Source organism: Selenomonas sp. AE3005 (genome assembly GCF_000686945.1).
Lineage (GTDB): Bacteria > Bacillota > Negativicutes > Selenomonadales > Selenomonadaceae > Selenomonas_A.
The window spans coordinates 207,331-228,108 of record NZ_JMME01000005.1 but is presented as its reverse complement, the minus strand read 5'-3'; the positions used below and the strand labels follow the sequence as shown (position 1 = coordinate 228,108).

22 protein-coding genes and 1 tRNA gene are annotated in these 20,778 nt (G+C 50.8%); 1 reads left to right on the top strand and 22 read right to left on the bottom strand.

Annotated features, from left to right (window positions below):
* The first annotated feature begins 286 nt into the window (after nucleotides 1-286).
* Nucleotides 287-1,585 carry a cache domain-containing protein gene (locus DL94_RS15210; protein WP_197020710.1) on the top strand — a complete coding sequence of 433 codons (1,299 nt, stop codon included), beginning with the start codon at nucleotides 287-289 and terminating at the stop codon, nucleotides 1,583-1,585.
* 50 nt (nucleotides 1,586-1,635) lie between these two features.
* On the opposite strand, the gene DL94_RS0105270 is transcribed toward DL94_RS15210, so the two are convergent.
* The 22 genes from DL94_RS0105270 to DL94_RS0105165 form a co-directional block, all read right to left on the bottom strand.
* Nucleotides 1,636-1,869, bottom strand: coding sequence for a pro-sigmaK processing inhibitor BofA family protein (locus tag DL94_RS0105270; protein WP_028129256.1), 234 nt, complete (start codon nucleotides 1,867-1,869; stop codon nucleotides 1,636-1,638).
* Complete coding sequence (gene recR / locus DL94_RS0105265) at nucleotides 1,870-2,466, bottom strand: recombination mediator RecR (protein ID WP_028129255.1); 597 nt, start codon at nucleotides 2,464-2,466, stop codon at nucleotides 1,870-1,872.
* A gap of 9 nt (nucleotides 2,467-2,475) precedes the next feature.
* Complete coding sequence (locus DL94_RS0105260; RefSeq protein ID WP_028129254.1) at nucleotides 2,476-2,811, bottom strand: YbaB/EbfC family nucleoid-associated protein; 336 nt, start codon at nucleotides 2,809-2,811, stop codon at nucleotides 2,476-2,478.
* A 111-nt stretch (nucleotides 2,812-2,922) separates the two neighbouring features.
* Entirely contained in the window at nucleotides 2,923-4,650 is a 1,728-nt protein-coding gene (dnaX, locus tag DL94_RS14295; protein ID WP_037371324.1) for a DNA polymerase III subunit gamma/tau, read from the bottom strand.
* Between the two features lie 204 nt (nucleotides 4,651-4,854).
* Nucleotides 4,855-4,946: transfer RNA gene (locus tag DL94_RS0105250), tRNA-Ser, on the bottom strand.
* A gap of 282 nt (nucleotides 4,947-5,228) precedes the next feature.
* The gene (locus tag DL94_RS15205; RefSeq protein WP_028129253.1) at nucleotides 5,229-5,867 is read right to left on the bottom strand and encodes a chemotaxis protein CheX; all 639 of its coding nucleotides are present in this window, start codon (nucleotides 5,865-5,867) and stop codon (nucleotides 5,229-5,231) included.
* Entirely contained in the window at nucleotides 5,857-6,243 is a 387-nt protein-coding gene (locus DL94_RS0105240; protein ID WP_028129252.1) for a response regulator, read from the bottom strand. The genes DL94_RS15205 and DL94_RS0105240 overlap by 11 nt, the downstream gene beginning before the upstream one ends.
* 129 nt (nucleotides 6,244-6,372) lie before the next feature.
* Nucleotides 6,373-7,572, bottom strand: a complete 1,200-nt coding sequence (locus DL94_RS0105235; protein WP_028129251.1) for a NupC/NupG family nucleoside CNT transporter — start codon at nucleotides 7,570-7,572, stop codon at nucleotides 6,373-6,375.
* A gap of 80 nt (nucleotides 7,573-7,652) precedes the next feature.
* Complete coding sequence (locus DL94_RS0105230) at nucleotides 7,653-8,033, bottom strand: cytidine deaminase (RefSeq protein ID WP_028129250.1); 381 nt, start codon at nucleotides 8,031-8,033, stop codon at nucleotides 7,653-7,655.
* A 93-nt stretch (nucleotides 8,034-8,126) separates the two neighbouring features.
* Nucleotides 8,127-9,449: a pyrimidine-nucleoside phosphorylase gene (locus DL94_RS0105225; protein WP_028129249.1), complete on the bottom strand. Its 1,323-nt coding sequence runs from the start codon at nucleotides 9,447-9,449 to the stop codon at nucleotides 8,127-8,129.
* Between the two features lie 41 nt (nucleotides 9,450-9,490).
* Entirely contained in the window at nucleotides 9,491-10,672 is a 1,182-nt protein-coding gene (locus tag DL94_RS0105220; RefSeq protein ID WP_028129248.1) for a phosphopentomutase, read from the bottom strand.
* On the bottom strand, nucleotides 10,672-11,331 hold the full coding sequence (gene deoC / locus DL94_RS0105215) for a deoxyribose-phosphate aldolase (RefSeq protein WP_028129247.1): 660 nt from the start codon (nucleotides 11,329-11,331) through the stop codon (nucleotides 10,672-10,674). The genes DL94_RS0105220 and deoC overlap by 1 nt, the downstream gene beginning before the upstream one ends.
* Nucleotides 11,332-11,484: 153 nt before the next feature.
* Entirely contained in the window at nucleotides 11,485-13,152 is a 1,668-nt protein-coding gene (locus tag DL94_RS0105210) for a formate--tetrahydrofolate ligase (RefSeq protein ID WP_028129246.1), read from the bottom strand.
* Between the two features lie 90 nt (nucleotides 13,153-13,242).
* Nucleotides 13,243-14,106 (bottom strand): bifunctional methylenetetrahydrofolate dehydrogenase/methenyltetrahydrofolate cyclohydrolase FolD, encoded by an 864-nt coding sequence (gene folD / locus DL94_RS0105205; RefSeq protein ID WP_028129245.1) that lies wholly within the window; start codon nucleotides 14,104-14,106, stop codon nucleotides 13,243-13,245.
* 29 nt (nucleotides 14,107-14,135) lie between these two features.
* Entirely contained in the window at nucleotides 14,136-14,984 is an 849-nt protein-coding gene (locus DL94_RS0105200; protein ID WP_028129244.1) for a 4-hydroxybenzoate octaprenyltransferase, read from the bottom strand.
* Nucleotides 14,981-16,441, bottom strand: coding sequence for a menaquinone biosynthesis decarboxylase (locus tag DL94_RS0105195; RefSeq protein ID WP_028129243.1), 1,461 nt, complete (start codon nucleotides 16,439-16,441; stop codon nucleotides 14,981-14,983). Before DL94_RS0105195 ends, DL94_RS0105200 begins: the two co-directional genes overlap by 4 nt.
* 12 nt (nucleotides 16,442-16,453) lie before the next feature.
* A complete protein-coding gene (gene tatC, locus DL94_RS0105190) occupies nucleotides 16,454-17,227 on the bottom strand; it encodes a twin-arginine translocase subunit TatC (RefSeq protein WP_028129242.1) in 774 nt (257 codons plus the stop codon).
* Nucleotides 17,228-17,240: 13 nt separating this feature from the next.
* On the bottom strand, nucleotides 17,241-17,456 hold the full coding sequence (locus DL94_RS0105185; protein WP_028129241.1) for a Sec-independent protein translocase subunit TatA/TatB: 216 nt from the start codon (nucleotides 17,454-17,456) through the stop codon (nucleotides 17,241-17,243).
* Between the two features lie 178 nt (nucleotides 17,457-17,634).
* Nucleotides 17,635-18,039: a Sec-independent protein translocase subunit TatA/TatB gene (locus DL94_RS0105180; protein ID WP_028129240.1), complete on the bottom strand. Its 405-nt coding sequence runs from the start codon at nucleotides 18,037-18,039 to the stop codon at nucleotides 17,635-17,637.
* A gap of 19 nt (nucleotides 18,040-18,058) precedes the next feature.
* Complete coding sequence (locus DL94_RS0105175; protein ID WP_028129239.1) at nucleotides 18,059-19,030, bottom strand: polyprenyl synthetase family protein; 972 nt, start codon at nucleotides 19,028-19,030, stop codon at nucleotides 18,059-18,061.
* 102 nt (nucleotides 19,031-19,132) lie between these two features.
* A complete protein-coding gene (locus tag DL94_RS0105170; RefSeq protein ID WP_028129238.1) occupies nucleotides 19,133-19,909 on the bottom strand; it encodes an amino acid ABC transporter ATP-binding protein in 777 nt (258 codons plus the stop codon).
* Nucleotides 19,896-20,534 (bottom strand): amino acid ABC transporter permease, encoded by a 639-nt coding sequence (locus DL94_RS0105165; protein ID WP_028129237.1) that lies wholly within the window; start codon nucleotides 20,532-20,534, stop codon nucleotides 19,896-19,898. The genes DL94_RS0105170 and DL94_RS0105165 overlap by 14 nt, the downstream gene beginning before the upstream one ends.
* Nucleotides 20,535-20,778 lie beyond the last annotated feature (244 nt).

Here is a 20,778-nt window from a genome sequence, read left to right as displayed (position 1 = left end):
CACCGTTTCGCGTCCGTATCTGTCAGCGACTTGTATTATGATACACGAGTCCTCATTACTTGTCAACACCTTTTTTCATTTTTATTTAATTTTATATGAGCTTTTTTCATTTTTATTTCATATTTTTTCCACAAAGTCCTTTTAACAGGCAGGTATCATTGCTTTTTTGTGGAAATATTATGTCAAGATGTATTACAAGTGAGGTATTTTTATTATGCGTTTTACATCAATACAATTCAGATTAACATTTATATTTATTGGCATATCCTTCCTGACAACGTTATTTATGGGCGCCCATGCAATTTACGGCGCTATTCAGGAAACGGAAAACATGCTGGCGGAATCTCGCAAGGATCTGGAAGAAAGTGCCCACTTGCAGCTTGAATACCAGGCGCATACCGCCTGGAGCGTTGTTTCCGACTGTTATCAGGCGCAATTGCGCGGTGATTTAACCAAGGAACGAGCCATGCAAGTTGCTGCTGACCTTGTGCGCAATATGCGCTATAACAACGGTCAAGGTTATTTTACCATCGACACCGACGAAGGCGTGAATGTCGTATTACTGGGTACAGAGGCCGAAGGAAAGCCCCGTCTCGATGCCCAGGACCCCAACGGCCGCTATTTCATTCGCGAAATGATTCAACAAGCCAAGCTCGGCGGCGGTTTTTCCAACTTCATGTTCCCCAAACCTGGTACCAAGGAACCACTGCCAAAACTATATTATACAATGGAATTTGCGCCTTATCATTGGATAATCGGTACTGGCATTTGGATTGACCATATTGACCAGCGTGTTTCCTCGCGCGAAAAACACTTTGTAAGCAGCATGACGACACGTATCATCAAAGTACTTACCAGTCTTGTGCTATTGGACTTCCTTTTTGTTTTACTGGCATTTTACACCGGACGCAAACTTGCCCATCCCATTCAGATAGCCACCCGGCGCATGAAAGAACTCGGAAACGGCAAACTCAAGATGGACGAAAAGACTGCGGCCCAAATGAAAAAGCTGTCCGAGCGTGAAGATGAGCTGGGGGCCATGAGCCGTGCCATGAACGAAATGAATAAGAAACTTTACGATAATCAGCAGCTTATTCTAAGTATGGCCCAGCATGATATCCTGACCGGCCTGGCCAATCGCCGCCACCTGACCGAATTCATTGACGGTTGTTCGCCGGATACCATGTTCACCTTGATTTCCCTGGACTTAGACCACTTCAAGGAAGTCAATGATAATTTCGGCCATCAGACTGGTGACGCGGCCCTGTTGATTCTCTCTGAGGTACTGCGAATGGAATTTTTCGATGCCCTTAATGTGCGCATGGGCGGCGATGAATTTTTGATTGTCATCACCGGCAAAGAACAACAGGCAACTGTCGAGACAAGGCTGCAATCATTTATGCGGCAGCTCCTTTCCATCTATCAGCAGGACGAGCAGCTCAACTGCCTGACCATCAGTGCCGGCATTGCCTATGCTGACGAACAGCCCGTGCCGATTGATGTACTGATGAGCCGCAGTGACGAGGCGCTGTACGCCGCTAAATCCGCCGGACGCTCATGCTACCGTGTATATGGCCGTGACTAAAAAAACAGGGTGCGTTTACCAAACGCCCCTGTTTTTTTATGCAATCTTTTTTAGTTCATCAGCAGCACGATAATTACGCCCGGCACGCCCAGTACGCCGGCAATCAGTGCTTTAATAAAAGTAATATCCACACCAGCGCCAAAGAGATTTACTGCCCAGAGCATAACTGCGCCCATCAGGCTGTTGGTTATCATTTTCCACAGCAGTTTCATAGGCAGGGAGATAATTTTACCAATCAGGCATAACGCTATCAGACCTACGGCAAAGGCCGCAATAATTTCCATTTAGATTTCCCTCCGATTTTCCATAGCCTTGGAGAGTGTGACTTCATCAGCATACTCCAAGTCTCCCCCAATGGGCAGGCCATGTGCAATGCGCGTCACCTTAACGCCCATGGGTTTCAATAATTTCGCTAAATACATAGCAGTAGCTTCCCCTTCCACGTTGGGATTGGTAGCCATAATAACTTCTTTTACAGTATCATTTGTCAGCCGTGCCAGCAATTCTTTTATCCGAATCTGGTCAGGCCCGACGCCCTCCAACGGTGAGAGCGCACCATGCAGCACATGGTAAACGCCGCGATAGTCGCGCATGCGTTCCATGGCCGCTACATCCTGCGGCTGTTCAACCACACAGATTACCGAATGGTCACGTTCTGCCGCGCCGCAAATCACGCAGGGATTTTGGTCGCTTAAGTTAAAACAGGTATTGCAATAGCCAATCTTTTCTTTGGCCTCAATGATGGCTGTTGCCAGTTTCTTTGCCTGTTCGGCGTCCATATCCAGCACATGATAAGCAAGGCGCACTGCCGTCTTGTTACCGATGCCAGGCAGTGCGCGAAAATGCTCTATTAACTTTGCCAATGGGGCAATGTATTGCACAATAGCTCCTTAGAACAATCCCGGCGGCAGGCCAAGACCGCTGGTGAGTTTGCCCATTTCCGAGGCCATCATGTCGTCTACCTTTTTCGTAGCTTCATTGAAAGCTGCCGAAATGAGATCCTGCAGCATTTCTACATCTTCCGGGTCCACAGCTGCCGGGTCGATGACGAGATTAACGACCTGCTTTTCACCATTCATGGTGATTTTTACTGCACCGCCGCCAGACGTTACGTCTACGGTTTTGCGTTTCAAATCGTCCTGCATCTTCTTCATTTCGTTCTGCATCTTCTGGACTTTCTTCATCATGCCGGCCATATTGCCCATGTTGCCCATTCCACCAAACATTTATATTGCTCCTCTCATTAAGGTAATTTTCAACTTCTCTTAGACTACCAAAATAAATGGCTAACGTCAAGAAAAAGAGGGTTCATCCACCCTCTTTTAAAGACAGCTGATTTATTTTTCGACCGGCCCATCTTCCTCGACTTCCACCACATGGTCGCCGAAAATCTCAAAGGCTTTCTCCAAAGGTGCCCGGGCCTCCGGCGGCAGATTTTCCAAATCCACGGGGACTGGCGGCGGTTCATCAGGTTCCAGTTCCTGTACCGGCGGTTTCGCTTTTTTCACCGGGCGTGGCGGCGGTGCCATCGGCGCATCTTCCCCGGAACAATGCAGGCGCAGTTCCCTGCCGGTAAGTTCCTGCAGGATTTCTTCGAGCAGCGTCTGGTAATTGCGCATAGTCAGTGAGGCCATCAGCGTCCCAGTAAAGCGGATAAAAAACTTTGTTTCCGTCATACCGGCAAACTGCCCCTGATTGACGCAGGCATAAACCGGCATTTTATTTCTATCTTTTAAAGTCTGCAACAGATTTTGCCACACCGCCGTATCGCTGGTATCCAGGTCAGGTATTTCCTGCACGGGAGCAGATACGGGCGCAGGCTTTGACGTTGCAGGTGCCGCTTTTGTCCGTGGCGCAGCCGCCTTTTGCACGGGGGCTGCTGCCAGCTTGGCCGACATCTGTGCCAGTTTAGCCTCCAGTTGGGCAATACGCTGGTCATCAGGCGCAGCTGCCGCCTGCAGCTGCGGTGCGGCAGCTGCTGCCTCAGGATTGCACAAAGTCAGCAGCGCCATCTCTACGGTAATGCGCGGCTGCGGCGACCACTTTATCTCAGCCAGCGCCTCATGCAGTTTTTTTAACATTGCCATCAGCTGACCGGCGTTAAAAAAGGTCTTTTGTTCCTGTAATACCTGGTCATTTTCCGCATACAGGTCCATCTGTTCCAACGTACCTGTTGCCTGATAAATCATCAGGCTGCGCAAATGCAGCGACAACTCCGTAAGTACCTGCTTTAAATCCTTGCCATCGCGCAAGAGTTCTGCCAAAACCGTCAATACCGTTTGCGACTTATGCGCCGCAATAGCCTCCGTCATACGGTAAATCCAATCGTGGCCAATCAGCCCTAAAATCTGCCGTACCCGTGCAGCTGTTATCTCGCCTTCGGCCACAGCCGAACACTGGTCAAGCAGGGACAGGGCGTCACGCAGGCCGCCGTCAGCCTGCACGGCAATCATGTTCAAGGCCTCATCTTCAATTGACAATGACATTTCCTGGGCGATTTTGGCCAGCCGTCCACGAATTTCCTCTACCGTAATGCGCTTGAAGTCATACCGCTGGCAGCGTGATTGTATGGTAGGCGGTACTTTATGCGCCTCCGTAGTAGCTAAGATAAAGACCACATGTGCCGGCGGTTCTTCCAGCGTCTTTAGCAGGGCATTGAAAGCCTCCGTGGTCAGCATGTGTACTTCGTCGATGATATACACCTTATACCGGCCGTCTACCGGAGCAAACTTCACCGTTTCACGTAAATCACGTATTTCATCAATACCACGATTGGAGGCGGCGTCAATTTCGAAAACATCCATCGAGGAACCATCATTTATTTTCTGGCACTGACGGCATGTACCGCAGGGTTCCGGTGTCGGCCCGTGCTCACAGTTCAAGGCCTTGGCCAGTATTTTGGCGGTACTGGTTTTACCGGTGCCCCGCGGCCCGGAAAACAGATAAGCGTGACCGATACGCCCCGTGGTAATGGCATTGCTAAGGGTTTTGCTGATATGTTCCTGTCCCACCAGGTCCCCAAAGGTTCCCGGCCGCCATTTACGGTATAATGCAATATAAGCCATACTTTCCCTCCCTACGACAAACAGGCAGTCTCACGACTGCCTGTTCCTGCATTCTTTTTCACGTCGAGCTGCAACCCTCAGGCGACCTCGCGGCACATGTCGCACTCCGCTTATCGCTGCTTCCTTCCGGACCTGACGAGGTTCACGGGACTCCATTGCGCAAGACCCAAGCGCTGCAACCCGACCTGAAAAAGAATATAAAAATGGCGGAGAGTGAGAGATTCGAACTCTCGATACAGCGTTCACCGTATACACGCTTTCCAGGCGTGCTCCTTCAACCACTCGGACAACTCTCCACAATGCTCTACAAAATAAAGCTATTCAGTTTTAACTGCTAGGCAGTTTTTGTTTTTCGTCGCTTTCGTTCAGCGACAAGAATTATTATACGCATATTATCCATGTGTGTCAACACTTTTTTCTAAAAAAATTTGTAAAAAACGGTAAAAAACAAACTTTTTTTCCGCGTACTCTCTCCCTGTGTGGACAAATTGTGGATTTCCTGTGGATAACTTACTGCCAACCATAAGTCTGCTCCCTTCATATTCAAAAAAAAATAGCGAGAATTTAACTCGCTATTTCTAAAAGAACTCATCCACCGCCATCACAATCTGGAAAGAGCCTACAGAACTGTGTACGCGCAGGCACAGCTGCTTTTCGCCATGCGGAACAACATCCTGCTCCGTACGGGGAAGTTCCAAATCTGTTTCTATTTTTTCCCTGCCGAGCTCTACGCTGAACAAGCCGTTGATGACATTGATAAACTCCGCAATGCAGTCTACCGCCATTTCATCCATTTCGGTGAACTCCTCATTACTGTAGCGCTCTGCCAGCCGTAAGTAAACATCTTCCGGGGCTATCAGGCCGGCCACGAAGGTGATATCTCCCGACAGGCGTTGGGACGTTGCATAGTTAGGCTTTCTCTCCGGCTCTGTGCAAATCACATCCTCGACGACCGCCTCTGTCGACAGCTGTTCCTTAAGCCCATTCATAAAGAGCTCGACATATTGGGCATACCAATTCCACTCCTGTGGAAAGATATCCCCCATTGCCTTTAAAACAGCCGTATGGTAAGCTGCGATATCCACGGCCTCCTCAGCCAGCAGTTTGGCAGCTGAGGATTCATCCTGCTCCGCTGCGGCCAAAATCTTCTGCATTTCCTCAGGCGGATAATGGCTGTGATTATAGATACATTGAACTATACTAAAATCATTGGCCATTTGCCTCGACCTTCCTTCGAACCGTCTCAACCGCCTTCTTTATCTGCTCACTGGAATAAGGTTTCTGGATGAAGTCCATAGCCCCCATTTTCAGTGTCGTCATAAGTTTCTGGGGTGTTCCGGCCGAAGATAACATTATCACCGGCAAATCGGGATTTACCTCTTTGATAACCTGCAGGGCCTCAATACCGCCCACTTCCGGCATAACAATATCTAAAAATACACAGTCAATCTGTTCTTCCAAATTCAGCATAACAGCCTCTTTGCCGTTCTGTGCCTCTAATACTTCACAATCCAAGGCTTCCAGTTCCTGACGTAATTTCTTACGCAGCAGCTTGGAATCATCTGTAATCAGTACCCGTAGTTTTCTGTCCAAAGCGTCCGCCTCCTAAGCGAAATTCTTCATTAAGTTGCTATCTGTAATAATTCGCCATTTAAAATTCTTTTTCCTTCAAGAGAAATAGAAAAAGAGACTCACAAAGCGTGAGTCTCTGCTGTAGTAAAATTACCAGATAAAGAGGCCGGCAATACCTGCAGACAACAGGGAAACAAGAATACCGGACAGCAGCATGTAGCCTACATTACGGGAGATGAGAGCATTCTTGTCATCATCTACCAGGCCCTTGAAACAGCCGATAATCATGCCCAGCGTAGAGAAGTTGGCGAAAGAAGTAACGAATACCGTCAGAACGCCCTGCATGTGATGGCTGAACTGGCCCATGATATCCTGTACGCTCAGCATAACTACGAATTCATTCGTAACGAGCTTAGTACCCATGTACTGAGCCAGCTGGAAAGCCTCCCCACTCTCCAAGCCCATAAGCCAGGCAAACGGGAACATGATGCAGCCAAGAATGTTTTCCAGCGTGATAGCCGGGTGAATCAGCACGAGCAGCATGTCGATGAGTTTTGCCAAAGCTACGAAAGCGATAACGTTAGCACAGATGATGAGTACCAGACGGCCAGCGCCGAGAATGGAGTTACCGAGGAAGGAGAAGAAGGGTTCGCGTTCTGCGCCGTCATCATCGACACGGGCAACGGTATCTTCTTCTTCAGAAATCTTTACAGGATGCAGAATGTTAGTCACGATAAGCGCATTGATAACATTCAGCGGAATAGCCGTAATGATGAATTCACCAGGCATCATCTTGGTGTAAATACCAACCATAGCAGCCGTAATGCAGCTCATGGACATCATGGCCAGCGTCAGGCAGCGGTCAGCCTTCATACGCTTTAACTGCAGGCTGGATACAGCCAGGGCCTCAGTGTTGCCCAGGAACATCATTTCAATAGCGAAGAATGATTCAAACTTCGGTGCGCGAGTCAGGAAAGCCAGAGCCTTACCTACCCATTTAATGATGAAGGGCAGCACACCGATATAGGTCAGGATATCGAACATCGGCACAACCAGCAGGATTGGCAGCAGGGCAGACGTAAAGAAGTTCATCTGCGGTACATGTACCCAGTCCGGGAAAGCGAAGGCGATACCTTCATAAGCCACACTGATGAGCCAGTTAAAACCTGCGGCAGCAGCCACGATGATTTCACGGCCGATAGAGAACGAAGTCAGGAACCAGGCCAGGAATACGTTAAGTGCGAGCAGTGCACCTACACAGCGCCACTGAATAGCATTTCTCTTCTTGGAAAGCAGGACGCCGATGCCTAAGAACACCAGAACGCCGATTAAGTTTACGACTAAAAACATTATAAATTCCCCTTTAATGATTTATAGAGTGCAGGACACGTGTCCTATTTTCACACAAAGCATGTGTGCTTGTCAACTATTTAAAATTCCGTAAAGGCGTACGGCATGAGTTCTTCCAGCGTAACTACCTTTACATCGCCTTTTAAATTAGCCATGATGATTTTCGGAATCTTAAATTCCACCATCACCTGACGGCAGGCACCGCACGGTGAGCAGGGCCCCGGCGTATCAGCGATGAGCGCGATAGCCTCAAACTCCTGTTCGCCTTCGGATACAGCCTTGAAAATGGCCGTACGTTCTGCACAGTTGGTAACGGGGAAACTGGAATTTTCAATATTACAGCCACCGTAGACATTGCCCTTTTTCGTCAGTACCGCTGCACCAACCTTGAATTTGGAATACGGACTGTAGGAGAATTCCCGGTACTTTTTGGCTGCTGCAATCAGTTCTTTATCTTCCACAGTAAAAACACTCCTTCAATACATAATTGTATGACAATTTGCCGGCTTAATTTGACAGGTCATATTGACCTGTCAAATCAGCACCTGACAAACTTAGAATTTTTCCACCTTATCTTTTTCTACACGGGCGTAAACAAGCGGTTCTTTAGCCGGAGCCGTACCGCCGATAACCACGGACTTGCGGTAGAGTTCCTCAGCGCCCTTGAAGGCAGTTTCCTTGGAAGTGTACATCGTTACGAGCACATCGCCCTTCTTAACAGCGTCACCGTATTTCTTGTGGAGCATAAGGCCGGCGGAGAAGTCGATATCGCTTTCCTTGGTTTCACGGCCAGCGCCCAGAATAACGGACATTTCACCAATAGCCTCAGCGTTCATCTTCGTGATGAAACCATCTTCTTCGGCCTTGATTTCAGCCTTGAACGGAGCCTGGGCAAATTTGCTGTAGTCACGCAGTACGCTGTCGTCGCCGCCCTGTTCCTTAACCATCGTGCAGAAGGTTTCAAACGCCGAACCATCAGCAATGGACTTTTCAGCCAGCTTGCGGCATTCGTCGAGGCCGCCTTTGCCCACGAGGTAGAGCATGTTGGCAGCCAGCTGCAGGGAAACTTCCGTCAGGTCAGCCGGGCCATGGCCTTTCAGTACGTCCATGGATTCAGCAACTTCGATGCTGTTGCCGATACCGAGGCCCAGCGGCGTATCCATATCGGTAATCAGAGCTACCGTACGGCGGCCGGCACCTTCACCGATAGCCACCATGGTCTGAGCCAGTTTGATGGAATCGTCGAGCGTTTTCATGAAGGCACCGCTGCCCGTCTTAACATCGAGCAGAATGCAGTCGCTGCCTGCGGCCAGTTTCTTGCTCATGATGGAAGATGCAATCAGAGGAATGCAGTCAACCGTAGCCGTTACGTCACGGAGAGCGTAGAGTTTCTTATCAGCCGGAGCAAGGTTGCCGGACTGGCCGATAAGGCTGATACCGCACTTATTAACCGTATCAAAGAATTCCTTGCGGTCCAGAGCCGTCTTGTACCCCGGAATGGATTCGAGCTTATCTACCGTACCGCCGGTATGGCCCAGGCCGCGGCCGCTCATCTTGGCAACCTTGCCGCCGCAGGCTGCTACGATAGGTCCGACAATCAAAGTCGTCTTATCGCCTACACCACCCGTGGAATGCTTGTCAACCTTCTTGCCGGCAATGGCAGACAGGTCAATCATATCGCCGGATTTAGCCATAACCATGGTGAGCTGCGTGATTTCATGGTCAGTCATGCCGTTAAACCAAATGGCCATCAGCATGGAGGACATCTGATAATCAGGAATTTCGCCCTTTACATAGCCATCAATCATGAACTGAATTTCTTCGTCAGTCAGAACTTCACCGTGTTTTTTCTTGGTAATCAGGTCATACATTCTCATTGAAAAACAGCCTCTTTTCTAAGTTTTAAGGTTTTATTCTTTTAGTCTTTTATAAAGCGTGGGAGCAGGCTCTCACCCTTGGTTTTCAGGTCACAGTCAAACATGTCAGAGATGGTGGCGCCAATCATGGCGAAGGTCGGATAAGTACCTAAGTTTACGCCTTCCTTAACATGCTTGCCGTAGATGAGCAGGGGGATATATTCACGGGTGTGGTCCGTGCCCGGTGCGCCGGGGTCACAGCCGTGGTCAGCCGTAATCATCAGCACATCATCATCACGCATCTTGGCCATGAATTCGCCGAGCTGCTTGTCAAAGACCGTAGCAGCCTGAGCATAGCCGTCGATATCACGGCGATGGCCGTACTGCATGTCGAAGTCTACGAGATTGACAAAGCACAGGCCTTCAAAATCCTCGTCCATTACCTTCAAGGTCTTTTCCATGCCATCGACATTATCCTTGTTGATACCCAAGGAACGGCTGACATTACGGCCGGCAAAGATATCGGAAATCTTGCCTACACCGATGGTGTCCAGGCCTTTGCGGCGCAGAGCGTCCATCATCGTGTCGCCCGTGGGGTCCAAAGAGAAGTCATGACGGCGGGAAGTGCGCTGATAGTCCGGGAACTTGCCGACATACGGACGGGCAATAACACGGCCTACACCATGTTCACCCTGCAGGATTTCACGAGCCGTCTTGCAGTAGCCATAGAGTTCATCTACAGGAACATCGGCCTCGTTGGCAGCAATCTGGAACACGCTGTCAGCGGAGGTGTAAACGATAAGGCCGCCGGTCTTTTCCTGTTCCTGACCGTAGTCATGGATAACAGCCGTACCAGAATAAGGCTTGTTGCAGAGGATTTTCTTGCCGAAAGCCTTTTCCAGTTTGGCAATGAGGTCAGCCGGGAATCCGTCCGGATAAGTCGGCATCGGACGCTCGGACACAATGCCGGCGATTTCCCAGTGGCCCGTCGTGGTATCCTTGCCACGCGACAGCTCACGCAGGCGGGCAAAGGAGCCCAGCGGTTTTTCCTCGGGCGTGCCGCAGCCAACACCATCGATGTTGAACAGGCCCAGTTTTTTCATGTTCGGCGTATCGTATTTATCCGAACCTACAATGGATTTCAAGGTGTTGCAAACACCATCGCCAAAGTCTGCAGCATCCGGTTCATTGCCGATACCGTAGCTGTCCAAAACAATAACAAATGCTCTTTTGAACTTGCCCATTACTTATCAACCTCATCCTTCAATACATTTACAGCAGCGCTGGCACCAAGACGGGTGCAGCCAGCCTCGATAAAACCTACCATTTCTTCACGGGTGTGAATGCCGCCGGCAGCTTTCATCTGTACGCCTTCACCAATGTTTTCCTTGAAAAGCTTGATGTCCTCGAGCGTTGCGCCCTTGGAGCCAAAGCCCGTGGAAGTCTTGATGAAATCAGCGCCAGCAGCCGTTACGCACTTGCAGGCAGCGATTTTTTCTTCTTCCGTCAGGAAACATGTTTCCACGATAACCTTCAATACGCGTTCACCGCAAAGACGTTTCAAAGCCTTGATTTCTTCGGTAACATACTCCGTTTCGCCAGCTTTCAGCATGCCGATGTTGATAACCATATCGATTTCTTCAGCACCGTCAGCCAGAGCCTGCGCCGTTTCCGCAATCTTGGCTGCCGTGTTGCAGTTGCCGTTCGGGAAACCTACAACCGTGGCAATCTTGACTTTGCCGGCATATTCGCGGCGAATCTTCTCCACGAAACAGGAGGGTACCATTACCGTAGCCGTATGATAGGCCGCAGCCTCCTCACAAATCTTCTTGATGTCTTCCCAGGTAGCCGTCTGTTTTAAAAACGTGTGGTCTACACGGGAAAGGATTTCTTTTGCCTGCATATTGTTTCTCCTCCTATGCTAAGTTGTCTATAAACAACAATACCTGTTTCCCTTTTGTTGTTCTTATTGTATATCTTTTCATCGCATAATAAAAGGACACATGTCTGTATGTGTCCTTTATCCACCAAGTTAATTTTGATAGCACTATTTAATTTAGAACAATCCCGTTATCTTGCCATCATTGTCAATATCCATATTTTCGGCAGCCGGGTGTTTGGGCAGGCCGGGCATAGTCAGGATATTGCCGGTGAGCGCCACGATAAAGCCGGCACCAGCGGAAATGCGCAGTTCTCTGACCGTAACGGTAAAGCCTGTGGGACGGCCGATTTTGCTGGCGTCGTCGGACAGGGAATACTGCGTCTTGGCCATGCAGACGGGCATTTTATCAAAGCCCAGTTCCTTGATTTCGGCCAGCTGTTTCTGGGCAGCCGCCGTAAAGGCCACACCATCGCCGCCGTAGATTTCCTTGACCACCGCGGTGATTTTTTCTTCCACGCTCTGCTCTGTATCGTACATAAAATGGAAATCATTCGGCTTAGCCATAGCCGCCTCTACCTTTTCGGCCAGTTTCAGGCCGCCTTCGCCGCCCTTAGCCCAAACTTCCGAGAGTGCGACTTCGGCACCGCGCTTGTTGCAGGCTGTTTCCACAAAGTCGAGTTCTTCCTTGGTATCCGTGGGGAACGCATTGATAGCCACCACGGCCGGCAGGCCAAACTTCTGAATGTTTTCGATATGCTTTTCGAGATTCTGCATACCACGTTCCAAAGCTGACATGTCAACCTGGGCCAGGTCTTTCTTATCCATGCCGCCATGCATCTTGAGGGCGCGCACCGTGGCCACAATGACTACGGCGTCCGGGTGAATGCCGGCAAACCGGCATTTGATATCGAGGAATTTCTCTGCGCCGAGGTCAGCACCGAAACCAGCCTCCGTCACCACGACATCGGCAAACTTCAAGGCAAACTTCGTAGCCATCACACTGTTGCAGCCATGAGCGATATTGGCAAACGGGCCGCCGTGGATAAAAGCCGGCGTGCCTTCCAGCGTCTGCACGAGGTTGGGCTTAATCGCGTCTTTAAACAGCAGCGTGAGCGCGCCGGTGACATTGAGTTCCTTGGCACGTACAGCCCGGCCATCACGCGTGTAAGCCACGACGATTTCGCCCAGACGTTTTTTCATGTCCTCAAGGTCAGAGGCCAGACAGAGAATGGCCATCATTTCTGACGCCACAGTGATATCAAAGCCGGTTTCACGCGGTACACCGTGCGCCTTGCCGCCCATACCGATAACCACATGACGCAGGGCGCGGTCATTGAGGTCCAGCACGCGTTTCCAGACAACACGGCGCACATCGATATCCAAGGCATTCCCCTGCTGGATATGATTGTCGATTACCGCCGCCAGCAGATTATGCGCCGTGGTGATAGCATGGAAGTCACCGGTAAAGTGCAGGTTGATATCTTCCATGGGCACAACCTGGGCATAACCGCCGCCGGCAGCGCCGCCTTTCAAGCCAAAGCAGGGGCCCAAAGAAGGCTCACGCAAAGCTACAGCTACTTTTTTGCCCTGTTTATGGAAAGCATCTGCCAGTCCCACACTGGTGGTGGTTTTGCCTTCGCCAGCCGGTGTCGGATTGATAGCCGTTACCAGCACGAGTTTGCCATTGGGGCGGTCCTTAATACGCTGCCAGGTTTCCAGACTGATTTTAGCCTTGTACTTACCGTAGAGTTCCAGTTCGTCCTCGGAGATGTTCAGTTTCTCCGCGATACGGCGAATGTCCTGCATCTGTGCGCTCTGCGCGATTTCCACGTCAGTTTTCATTGAGCTCTCTTCTCCTCTGCAATAAAACATAAAGCTTATAATATATAAGAAAATCCTGCCGCAGACGCACTAAGTCCCGGCAGGATTGCCTTAAGCCTTCAGGTGCGCCTCTGCTGCCTGCACAACATTCTGCATCAGCATGGCTACGGTCAGCAGACCTACGCCGCCGGGCACGGGCGTAATCGCCCCTGCCACTTCACTGACCTGCGCAAAATCCACATCGCCCACCAGTTTTTTGGGAGCAATGCGGTTAATGCCCACGTCAATGACCGTCGCACCTTCTTTTACCATATCTTTTTTAACAAACTGCGGCTTGCCGATGGCAGCCACCAAAATATCCGCCTGACGGGTGATATCCGCCAGATTCTCCGTCCGGGAATGGCAGACCGTCACCGTGGCGTTCTTGCCCATCAGCAGATGGAACATGGGTTTGCCCACGATGTTGCTGCGGCCGATGACCACGGCGCGTTTGCCGGCAATTTCAATACCGGCCATTTCCAGCATGCGGATACAGCCGGCCGGCGTGCAGGGCAGCAGGGCCGGCTCACCAGTCACCATCTTGCCCACGTTGACCGGATGGAAACCATCCACGTCCTTGGACGGGTCAATACAATTGAGAATTTCAGCCTCATCCTGGGCAATCTGCGCCGGCAGAGGCAGCTGCACGAGAATACCGTCAATTTTATCGTCAGCATTCAAGGCAGCAATCTTAGCGATTAACTCATCCTTTGTCGTCTCTTCCGGCAGGGCAATCACTTCCGAGTAAATACCCAAAGCAGCACAGGCCTTGTCCTTGTTGCGGACATAGACCTCCGACGCCGGGTCATTGCCCACGCGAATCACCGCCAGGCCCGGAGCGCGGCCGTACTTTTCCTGCAAAGCCGCCGCCCGGCGCCCTGCGTCATCTTTTAACTGCTGTGCGAAAAACTTACCTTCGAGAATTTTTGCGGACATGGAGTCACCTCAATTTGTTGGTATAAATATCATAAGAAAAAACTAAGCCAGGTACAGATAAAGATGGCCACGGACACAATGCCGTTGCGCATGAAGTAGGCCTGCGTTACCTGGGAAAAATCTGTCGGACTGACAATGCGGTGCTGGTACACGAGCGTTCCGGCCGCAATGCCCACGCCGATAAAATAAATCTGTCCTAAGGATAACATAATTCCTACAGTAAAGAAACAGGCAATGCAAATTACATGCATAGCTGACGCCAGTTTAAAAGCATTCGGTGCCCCGTAACTTACGGCCAGGGAGTGCAGGCCCTGACTTTTGTCAAATTCTTCATCCTGCGCACCGTACATGGCATCAAAGCCACAAATCCACAACGCCACCGCCGTGCACAAGAGCACCATCGGTGACGTTATCTGACCGCTGACACCTACCCAGCCGCCGGCCGGAGCCATGGCGATAGCTATGCCCAGCACAAGGTGGCACCAGCCAGTGAAACGCTTGGTAAAGGGATAAATCAAAAATGGCAGGGCTGCTACGGGCAGCAGATATATGCAGATGGGATGCAGCTGCATAACCGAGAGCACCATCAACAGCAGGCAGACGGCAATGAAAACCTTGGCCTCGAGCTTGCTGATTTTCCCCGTAACCATGGCACGCTGACTCATACGCGGCTGCTGACTGTCAAATTTGAGGTCAGCCAAATTGTCAAGGGCCAAAGCTGCCGCGCGGCCTGTGGTAATGGCCAGCGCTATCCAGATAAGGTCATGCATAGACGGCTGCCCCTTAGCTGCCAGTACCGCCCCCATAAAAGCAAAGGGCAGGTCAAAAATCGTATGGTGCAGAGCCACATTGTTTATATGTGCTTTAATATCTATCAATCCAGACCAAGCTCCTTCCACTTGGCGTCAACCCGGGCCTTGATTTCCTCGCTCATGCTGATTTCTTCCGGCCATTCACGGGTGTGGCCTTCTTCCGGCCAGGTCTTGGTCGCATCAATGCCCATTTTGGAACCCCACTTGGCCATCGGTGAAGAGTGGTCAAGCACATCAAGCGGCCCTTCCACGATTTCCAAATCGTGCTTGGCGTCGATGTTGTTGTAAACGCGCCACCAGACTTCCTTTAAATCCTGAACGTTGACATGGGCGTCCACCACGATAATCATCTTGACATTCATCATCTGCCCCATGCCCCAGAGTGCATGCATGACCTTGCGCGCCTGCATGGGATACTGTTTCTTGATGGATACGATACAGCAGTCATGGAATACGCCTTCCAGCGGCATATTTATGTCGATGATTTCCGGCTGCATCTGCTGCAGGATAGGCAGGAAGATGCGTTCCGTAGCCTTGGCCAGATAGCAGTCCTCCATGGGGGGCTTGCCCACCACCGTGGAGAAGTAAATCGGGTCCTTGCGATGGGTAATCGCCGTGATATGGAACACCGGATAGTCATCAGCCAGGGAATAATAGCCCGTATGGTCGCCAAAGGGGCCTTCCCGGCGCTTTTCATCGGTCAGCACATAGCCTTCCAAAATGATTTCCGCCGTCGCCGGCACCTCGATATCCACCGTCTTGCACTTAACCATTTCCACAGACTTATGGCGCAGGAAACCGGCGAACACCATTTCATCAATATCACGCGGCAGCGGTGCCGTGGCCGCATAGGTCAGCACCGGGTCCGTCCCGATAGCCACAGCCGCCTCGATTCTGTCACCGCCCTTAGCCTTCATATCACGGAAGTTTTCCGCGCCGTTTTTATGGATATGCCAGTGCATGCCCGTAGTACGGCTGTCATATTTCTGCAGGCGATACATGCCCACATTGCGCTTGCCGGTTGCCGGGTTCTTGGTAAACACCAGCGGCAAGGTCACGAACGGACCGCCATCATCAGGCCAGCACTTCAGGATAGGAATATCATCGAGGCTGGGATTTTCCGTTTCCACGACTTCCTGACAGGGGGCATTCTTCACGTATTTCGGGAAGTTGACCGCCCTCTTAATCATGGGAATCATGGTAACAACACTCATTTTATTCTGCAGGGACACATAGGGAAGTTTGAGCATTTCCCGCAGCTCGTCGCCCACATCATCGAGCTTTTCGACGCCTAAGGCCATCGCCATGCGTTCATAGCTGCCAAAAGCATTCATGAGCACCGGCATTTTCGAGCCCTTGACGTTTTCAAACAGCAAGGCGACGTTCTTATCCCCTTCCATCTTGGAAACGCGGTCCGTAATCTCTGTGATTTCCAGTTCCGGATCGACCTCGGTCTTAATGCGCTTTAACAGTCCCTTGGCCTCCAAATCGGCCATAAACTCACGCAAATCCTTATAAGCCAAGCAAATGCCTCCTTATCTGCGTAATATATAACGAACTATAATATACCCTACTTCATAGAGTACGATAATCGGCAGGGCTATCATGGACTGGGTGAACACGTCCGGCGTCGGCGTAATCAGTGCCCCAATAACAAAGGACAGGAAAATTATAATCCGCTGATACTTCTTCAAAAATGCCGACGTGATAAGCCCCATCTTGCCTAAAATCGTGATGACCAAAGGCAATTCAAAGATAAAGCCAAAGGGCATGACAAACATAATGACAAAGTCAAAGTATTTGTCCACCGAAAGCAAAGCCTCCAGTTCCGTATTGCCAAAGCCCAAAAAGAATTTAATGCCGGCCGGCAGTACGAGGAAGAAGGAAAAAGCCAGTCCACAGAAAAAAAGAACGACTGATGTCGGCACCACGATACCGAGCACCATGCGTTCCCGGGCAGTCAGCGCCGGCAGGAAAAACCGCCAGACCTGCCAAAAAATAACAGGCAGGGCCAGGAGGAATCCGGCTACACAAGCTACTTTTAAGTAAGTAAAGAAAGCCTCGGCTGGCTGCATATAATAAAGTTTGCCTGCCGGCAGGGTGATGTAGTGCATGATGTCCTGAATGAAATAATAGCCAACCACACTACCCAGCGCCGTGGCCACCAGACATTTTATCAGGCGGCTGCGCAGCTCGGTCAGATGGGCAATCAGGGACATGCTGCCGTCGTCGAGCACCACTTCTGCGTCAGCAGGGGCACCTATCTGCTTAGGTGCCTCGATTTCTTCGTATTTTTGTTCTTCTGCCATCTACGCCACCGGCTTACTGCTTTTCTTCAGTCTTGGACGGCAGTTCCTTGGGCTGCTCCGTTACGTTCAGCATCTGCTGTTCGTCCGTTTTCTTGGATTCTTCCGTAACGCCGGATTTAAATTCCTTAATGCCCTTGCCTAATGCCTTGCCGATTTCCGGCAGTTTGCTCGGGCCAAATACAATCAGAGCAACCAGTACTAAAGCACCTGCGGTATATGGACTAATCATGATAATTCCTCCTAAACGTAAATCTCATCTATACCTAACCATTATAGCGAAAAAAAATAAAAATCTCAATGTTGCAATCCACAAGACACGATAGGATTTTATTATGGTGCTATAAATGAGCACGCACTAACCAGCAAACTGCAAAAAAATCCGCTGACTTTCGTCAACGGACTTATCTTTATACTTCTGTTTTTTTCTGCGCCTGCTGCTCAGCTATCTGCTGGCGCACGGATTCCTGCGTGGGCGGTTCATAGGCCGGTGCCTTGGGGGCAGGAGCGGCCTCCGGCGTGATATTAGGCGTAGCGGCCGCCTCAGCCTGCTGTTCCATGGACGCATGCGTTTGTGCGCCCTGCGCCGGTGCCGGTGCGGGCTGAGCCGCCGGCTGTTGCTGCTGTACCGTAGCCGGCTGTGCCGGGGTATCCATAGGCGTATTGATTGCCTGCGTGAAGGCACTAGTGGCTTTTTTAAACTCCCGTACCCCTTTGCCCAATGTCCGGGCCATTTCCGGCAGTTTTCCCGGGCCAAACACTATCAGGCCTACAATCAGTATTAAAATAAATTCCGGTGCTCCTATGCCAAACATAGTGAAACTCCTCTCCTACTCAAAAATCACGGTCGCCGATAAAATCTGCCACCATAACGAAAGCCTCCTTGATTTCTGCCGGCAGGCCCTCCGGCAGGACATTACGCGCCCTGTCCAGATATTCATCAGCCTTGGCCATGGCCATATCCACGCCATCGGTAGCCCGTACGATTTCCAGTGCCCTTTCCACCATCGCGTCCGTCATTTCCGGATTGGTGACAATTTCTTCGAGCTCAGCACCAGCCGGGCTTACCTGCAGGGCGTGAATGACCGGCAGGGTTACAATGCCCTGACGGATATCGTTGCCGGCCGGCTTGCCAATCTGCTCGGACGTCTGCATGATATCCAGCACATCATCGGTAATCTGAAAAGCCATACCGATACAATGACCATACTCAGCCAGCTTGGCGGCGTCGTCTTTAGCCATGCCGCCAACCAACGCCCCGAGTTCACAACAGATTTCCAGAAAATCCGCCGTCTTTTTCTGAATGCGGCTGTAGTAATTATCTAAATCCTTGACAGCCTGATACACCGTATGATCCTGAATTATTTCCCCCACGCTGAGGTTGCAGACAAGTTCAGCCAGACGCTTGGAAACATAATCACCATAGCCGCCGGCTGCTACCAACGAAAACGCCCGGGCAAAGATGTAATCGCCGCTTAAGATAGCCACCTGATTATCCCATTTGGCATTAGCCGTGGGCTCTCCCCGTCTGGTATCCGCATCATCGATGACGTCATCATGCACGAGCGAGGCCGTGTGTATAAGTTCCAACGCCTCAGCCAGCGGCAGCACCTTGTCCAGGGAAAAAACATTTCCTCCATGAGCAGCCAGCAGGCACAGTGCCGGACGAATTCTTTTGCCCCCGGCGGTGACCAGATGAGTGCCGACTTCATTTACCAGCTCCACCGGTGAGGAAACAGCCTCAATCAGGCCCTCGTTGAGCACTTCCAAATCTTGCTTTATCACATCAAACATTCGGTTTGACAAATCAATCACCTACAAAATATAGTCTTTCATATCACACGCATTTTATTATTGTACTATATTTTTTCGCATTTGTCATTGTCTATTCATAATGAATTGCGACTATTACAACATGTTCTGCAGAAAGGCCTTCGTGCGTTCTTCCTGAGGGGCAGCAAAGAAAGCCTCAGGTTCATTCTGCTCCACAATGTTGCCATCAGCCATGAAGATTACCTGACTGGCCGCCTCGCGGGCAAAGGCCATTTCATGGGTTACAACCACCATGGTCATGTGTTCCTCGGCCAGCTCACGCATGGTCTTTAACACTTCGCCGGTCAGCTCCGGGTCAAGAGCGGACGTCGGTTCGTCAAAGAGCATGATATCCGGTTTCATACACAGGGCCCGGGCAATGGCTACGCGCTGCTGCTGACCGCCGGAAAGCTGGGACGGATAATAATCGGCCCGGTCGGAGAGCCCCACCTTGGCCAGCAGTTCCCGGGCGTAGGGTTCCACTTCACTGCGCTTTAAGCCCTTCACCTGCATGGGCGCCTCCAGCAGATTTTCCAGCACCGTCATGTGTGGAAAGAGATTAAACTGCTGAAACACCATGCCCGTAGAGGCCAGGATTTCCCGTTCCTCACGGCCGGCAGCATACACAGCCTCGCCGTCCTTGGTCTGCACGAGATAGCGTCCCTTGATGGCGATATCGCCCTTATCGATGGTTTCCAGTTTATTTATGCAGCGCAGCAGGGTACTCTTGCCAGAGCCGGAGGGGCCGATGATGGCCAGCACTTCGCCGCGGCGCACTTCAATGTCAATGCCCTTCAATACGGCAAGATTTTCATAGGATTTATGGATATCCGTCATCTTCAACATGACTTCAGCCTGCTCAGTATTTGCCATAACGCGCCTCCAGTTTCTTAAAGCCCCAGGTCAGGACAAAGGTCATTGCCAGATAGAACACCGCCGCAATCAAAAACGGCGTCATATCAAATTCACGCTGCACAATGGTACGAGCCACGCGCAGCAGGTCATTCATGGCCAGAATATAGACCAGTGACGTATCCTTGACGAGGTTGATGGTTTCGTTGCTGACCGGCGGCAGGACAATACGTACCACCTGCGGCAGAATAATGCGCCGCATGGTCTGCGGATAGCTCATTCCCAGTGTCTTGGCCGCCTCATACTGCCCCTTAGGCACAGCCTGAATACCGGCGCGGAAAATCTCGGCAAAGTAAGCGGCATAGTTCAGCGTAAAGGCCAAGAGAGCCGCCGCAATATCCGGCAGACGCACCCCCACCATCGGCAGAGCAAAATACACAAACAGCAGCTGCAGCATCAGCGGCGTGCCGCGCATGAGCCAAATGTAAAATTCGACCAGCCGGCTGAGCAGCTTAAACTGCGACAAACGCCCCAATGCCGCCAGCATACCCAAAGGCAGGGACAGCAGCAAAGTCACAAAGAATATTTCCAAGGTTATCTCTGAACCATCCAGCATCAGAAGAAAATTGTTCAAGAGTTTATCCATTCTACTACTCCTTTAGTGTCGTAAAGTGTTAATGCAATAATTATAAACAATTACGGCGTCCCTGTAAAGAAAAATGGTGCGATGAAATTGCAGTTTGACGGTCAATGCGTGCTTATTTTTATTTGTTACAGCTCAGTCGGGTGGAGGTGGTAATACTTTTCGCTGTTCCACTAAATGTCCCACCAGCATACGTCTGGGCTTTTTAGCCACCTTGCGCCGGGCAGGCCAGCGGCGCGATTATTCA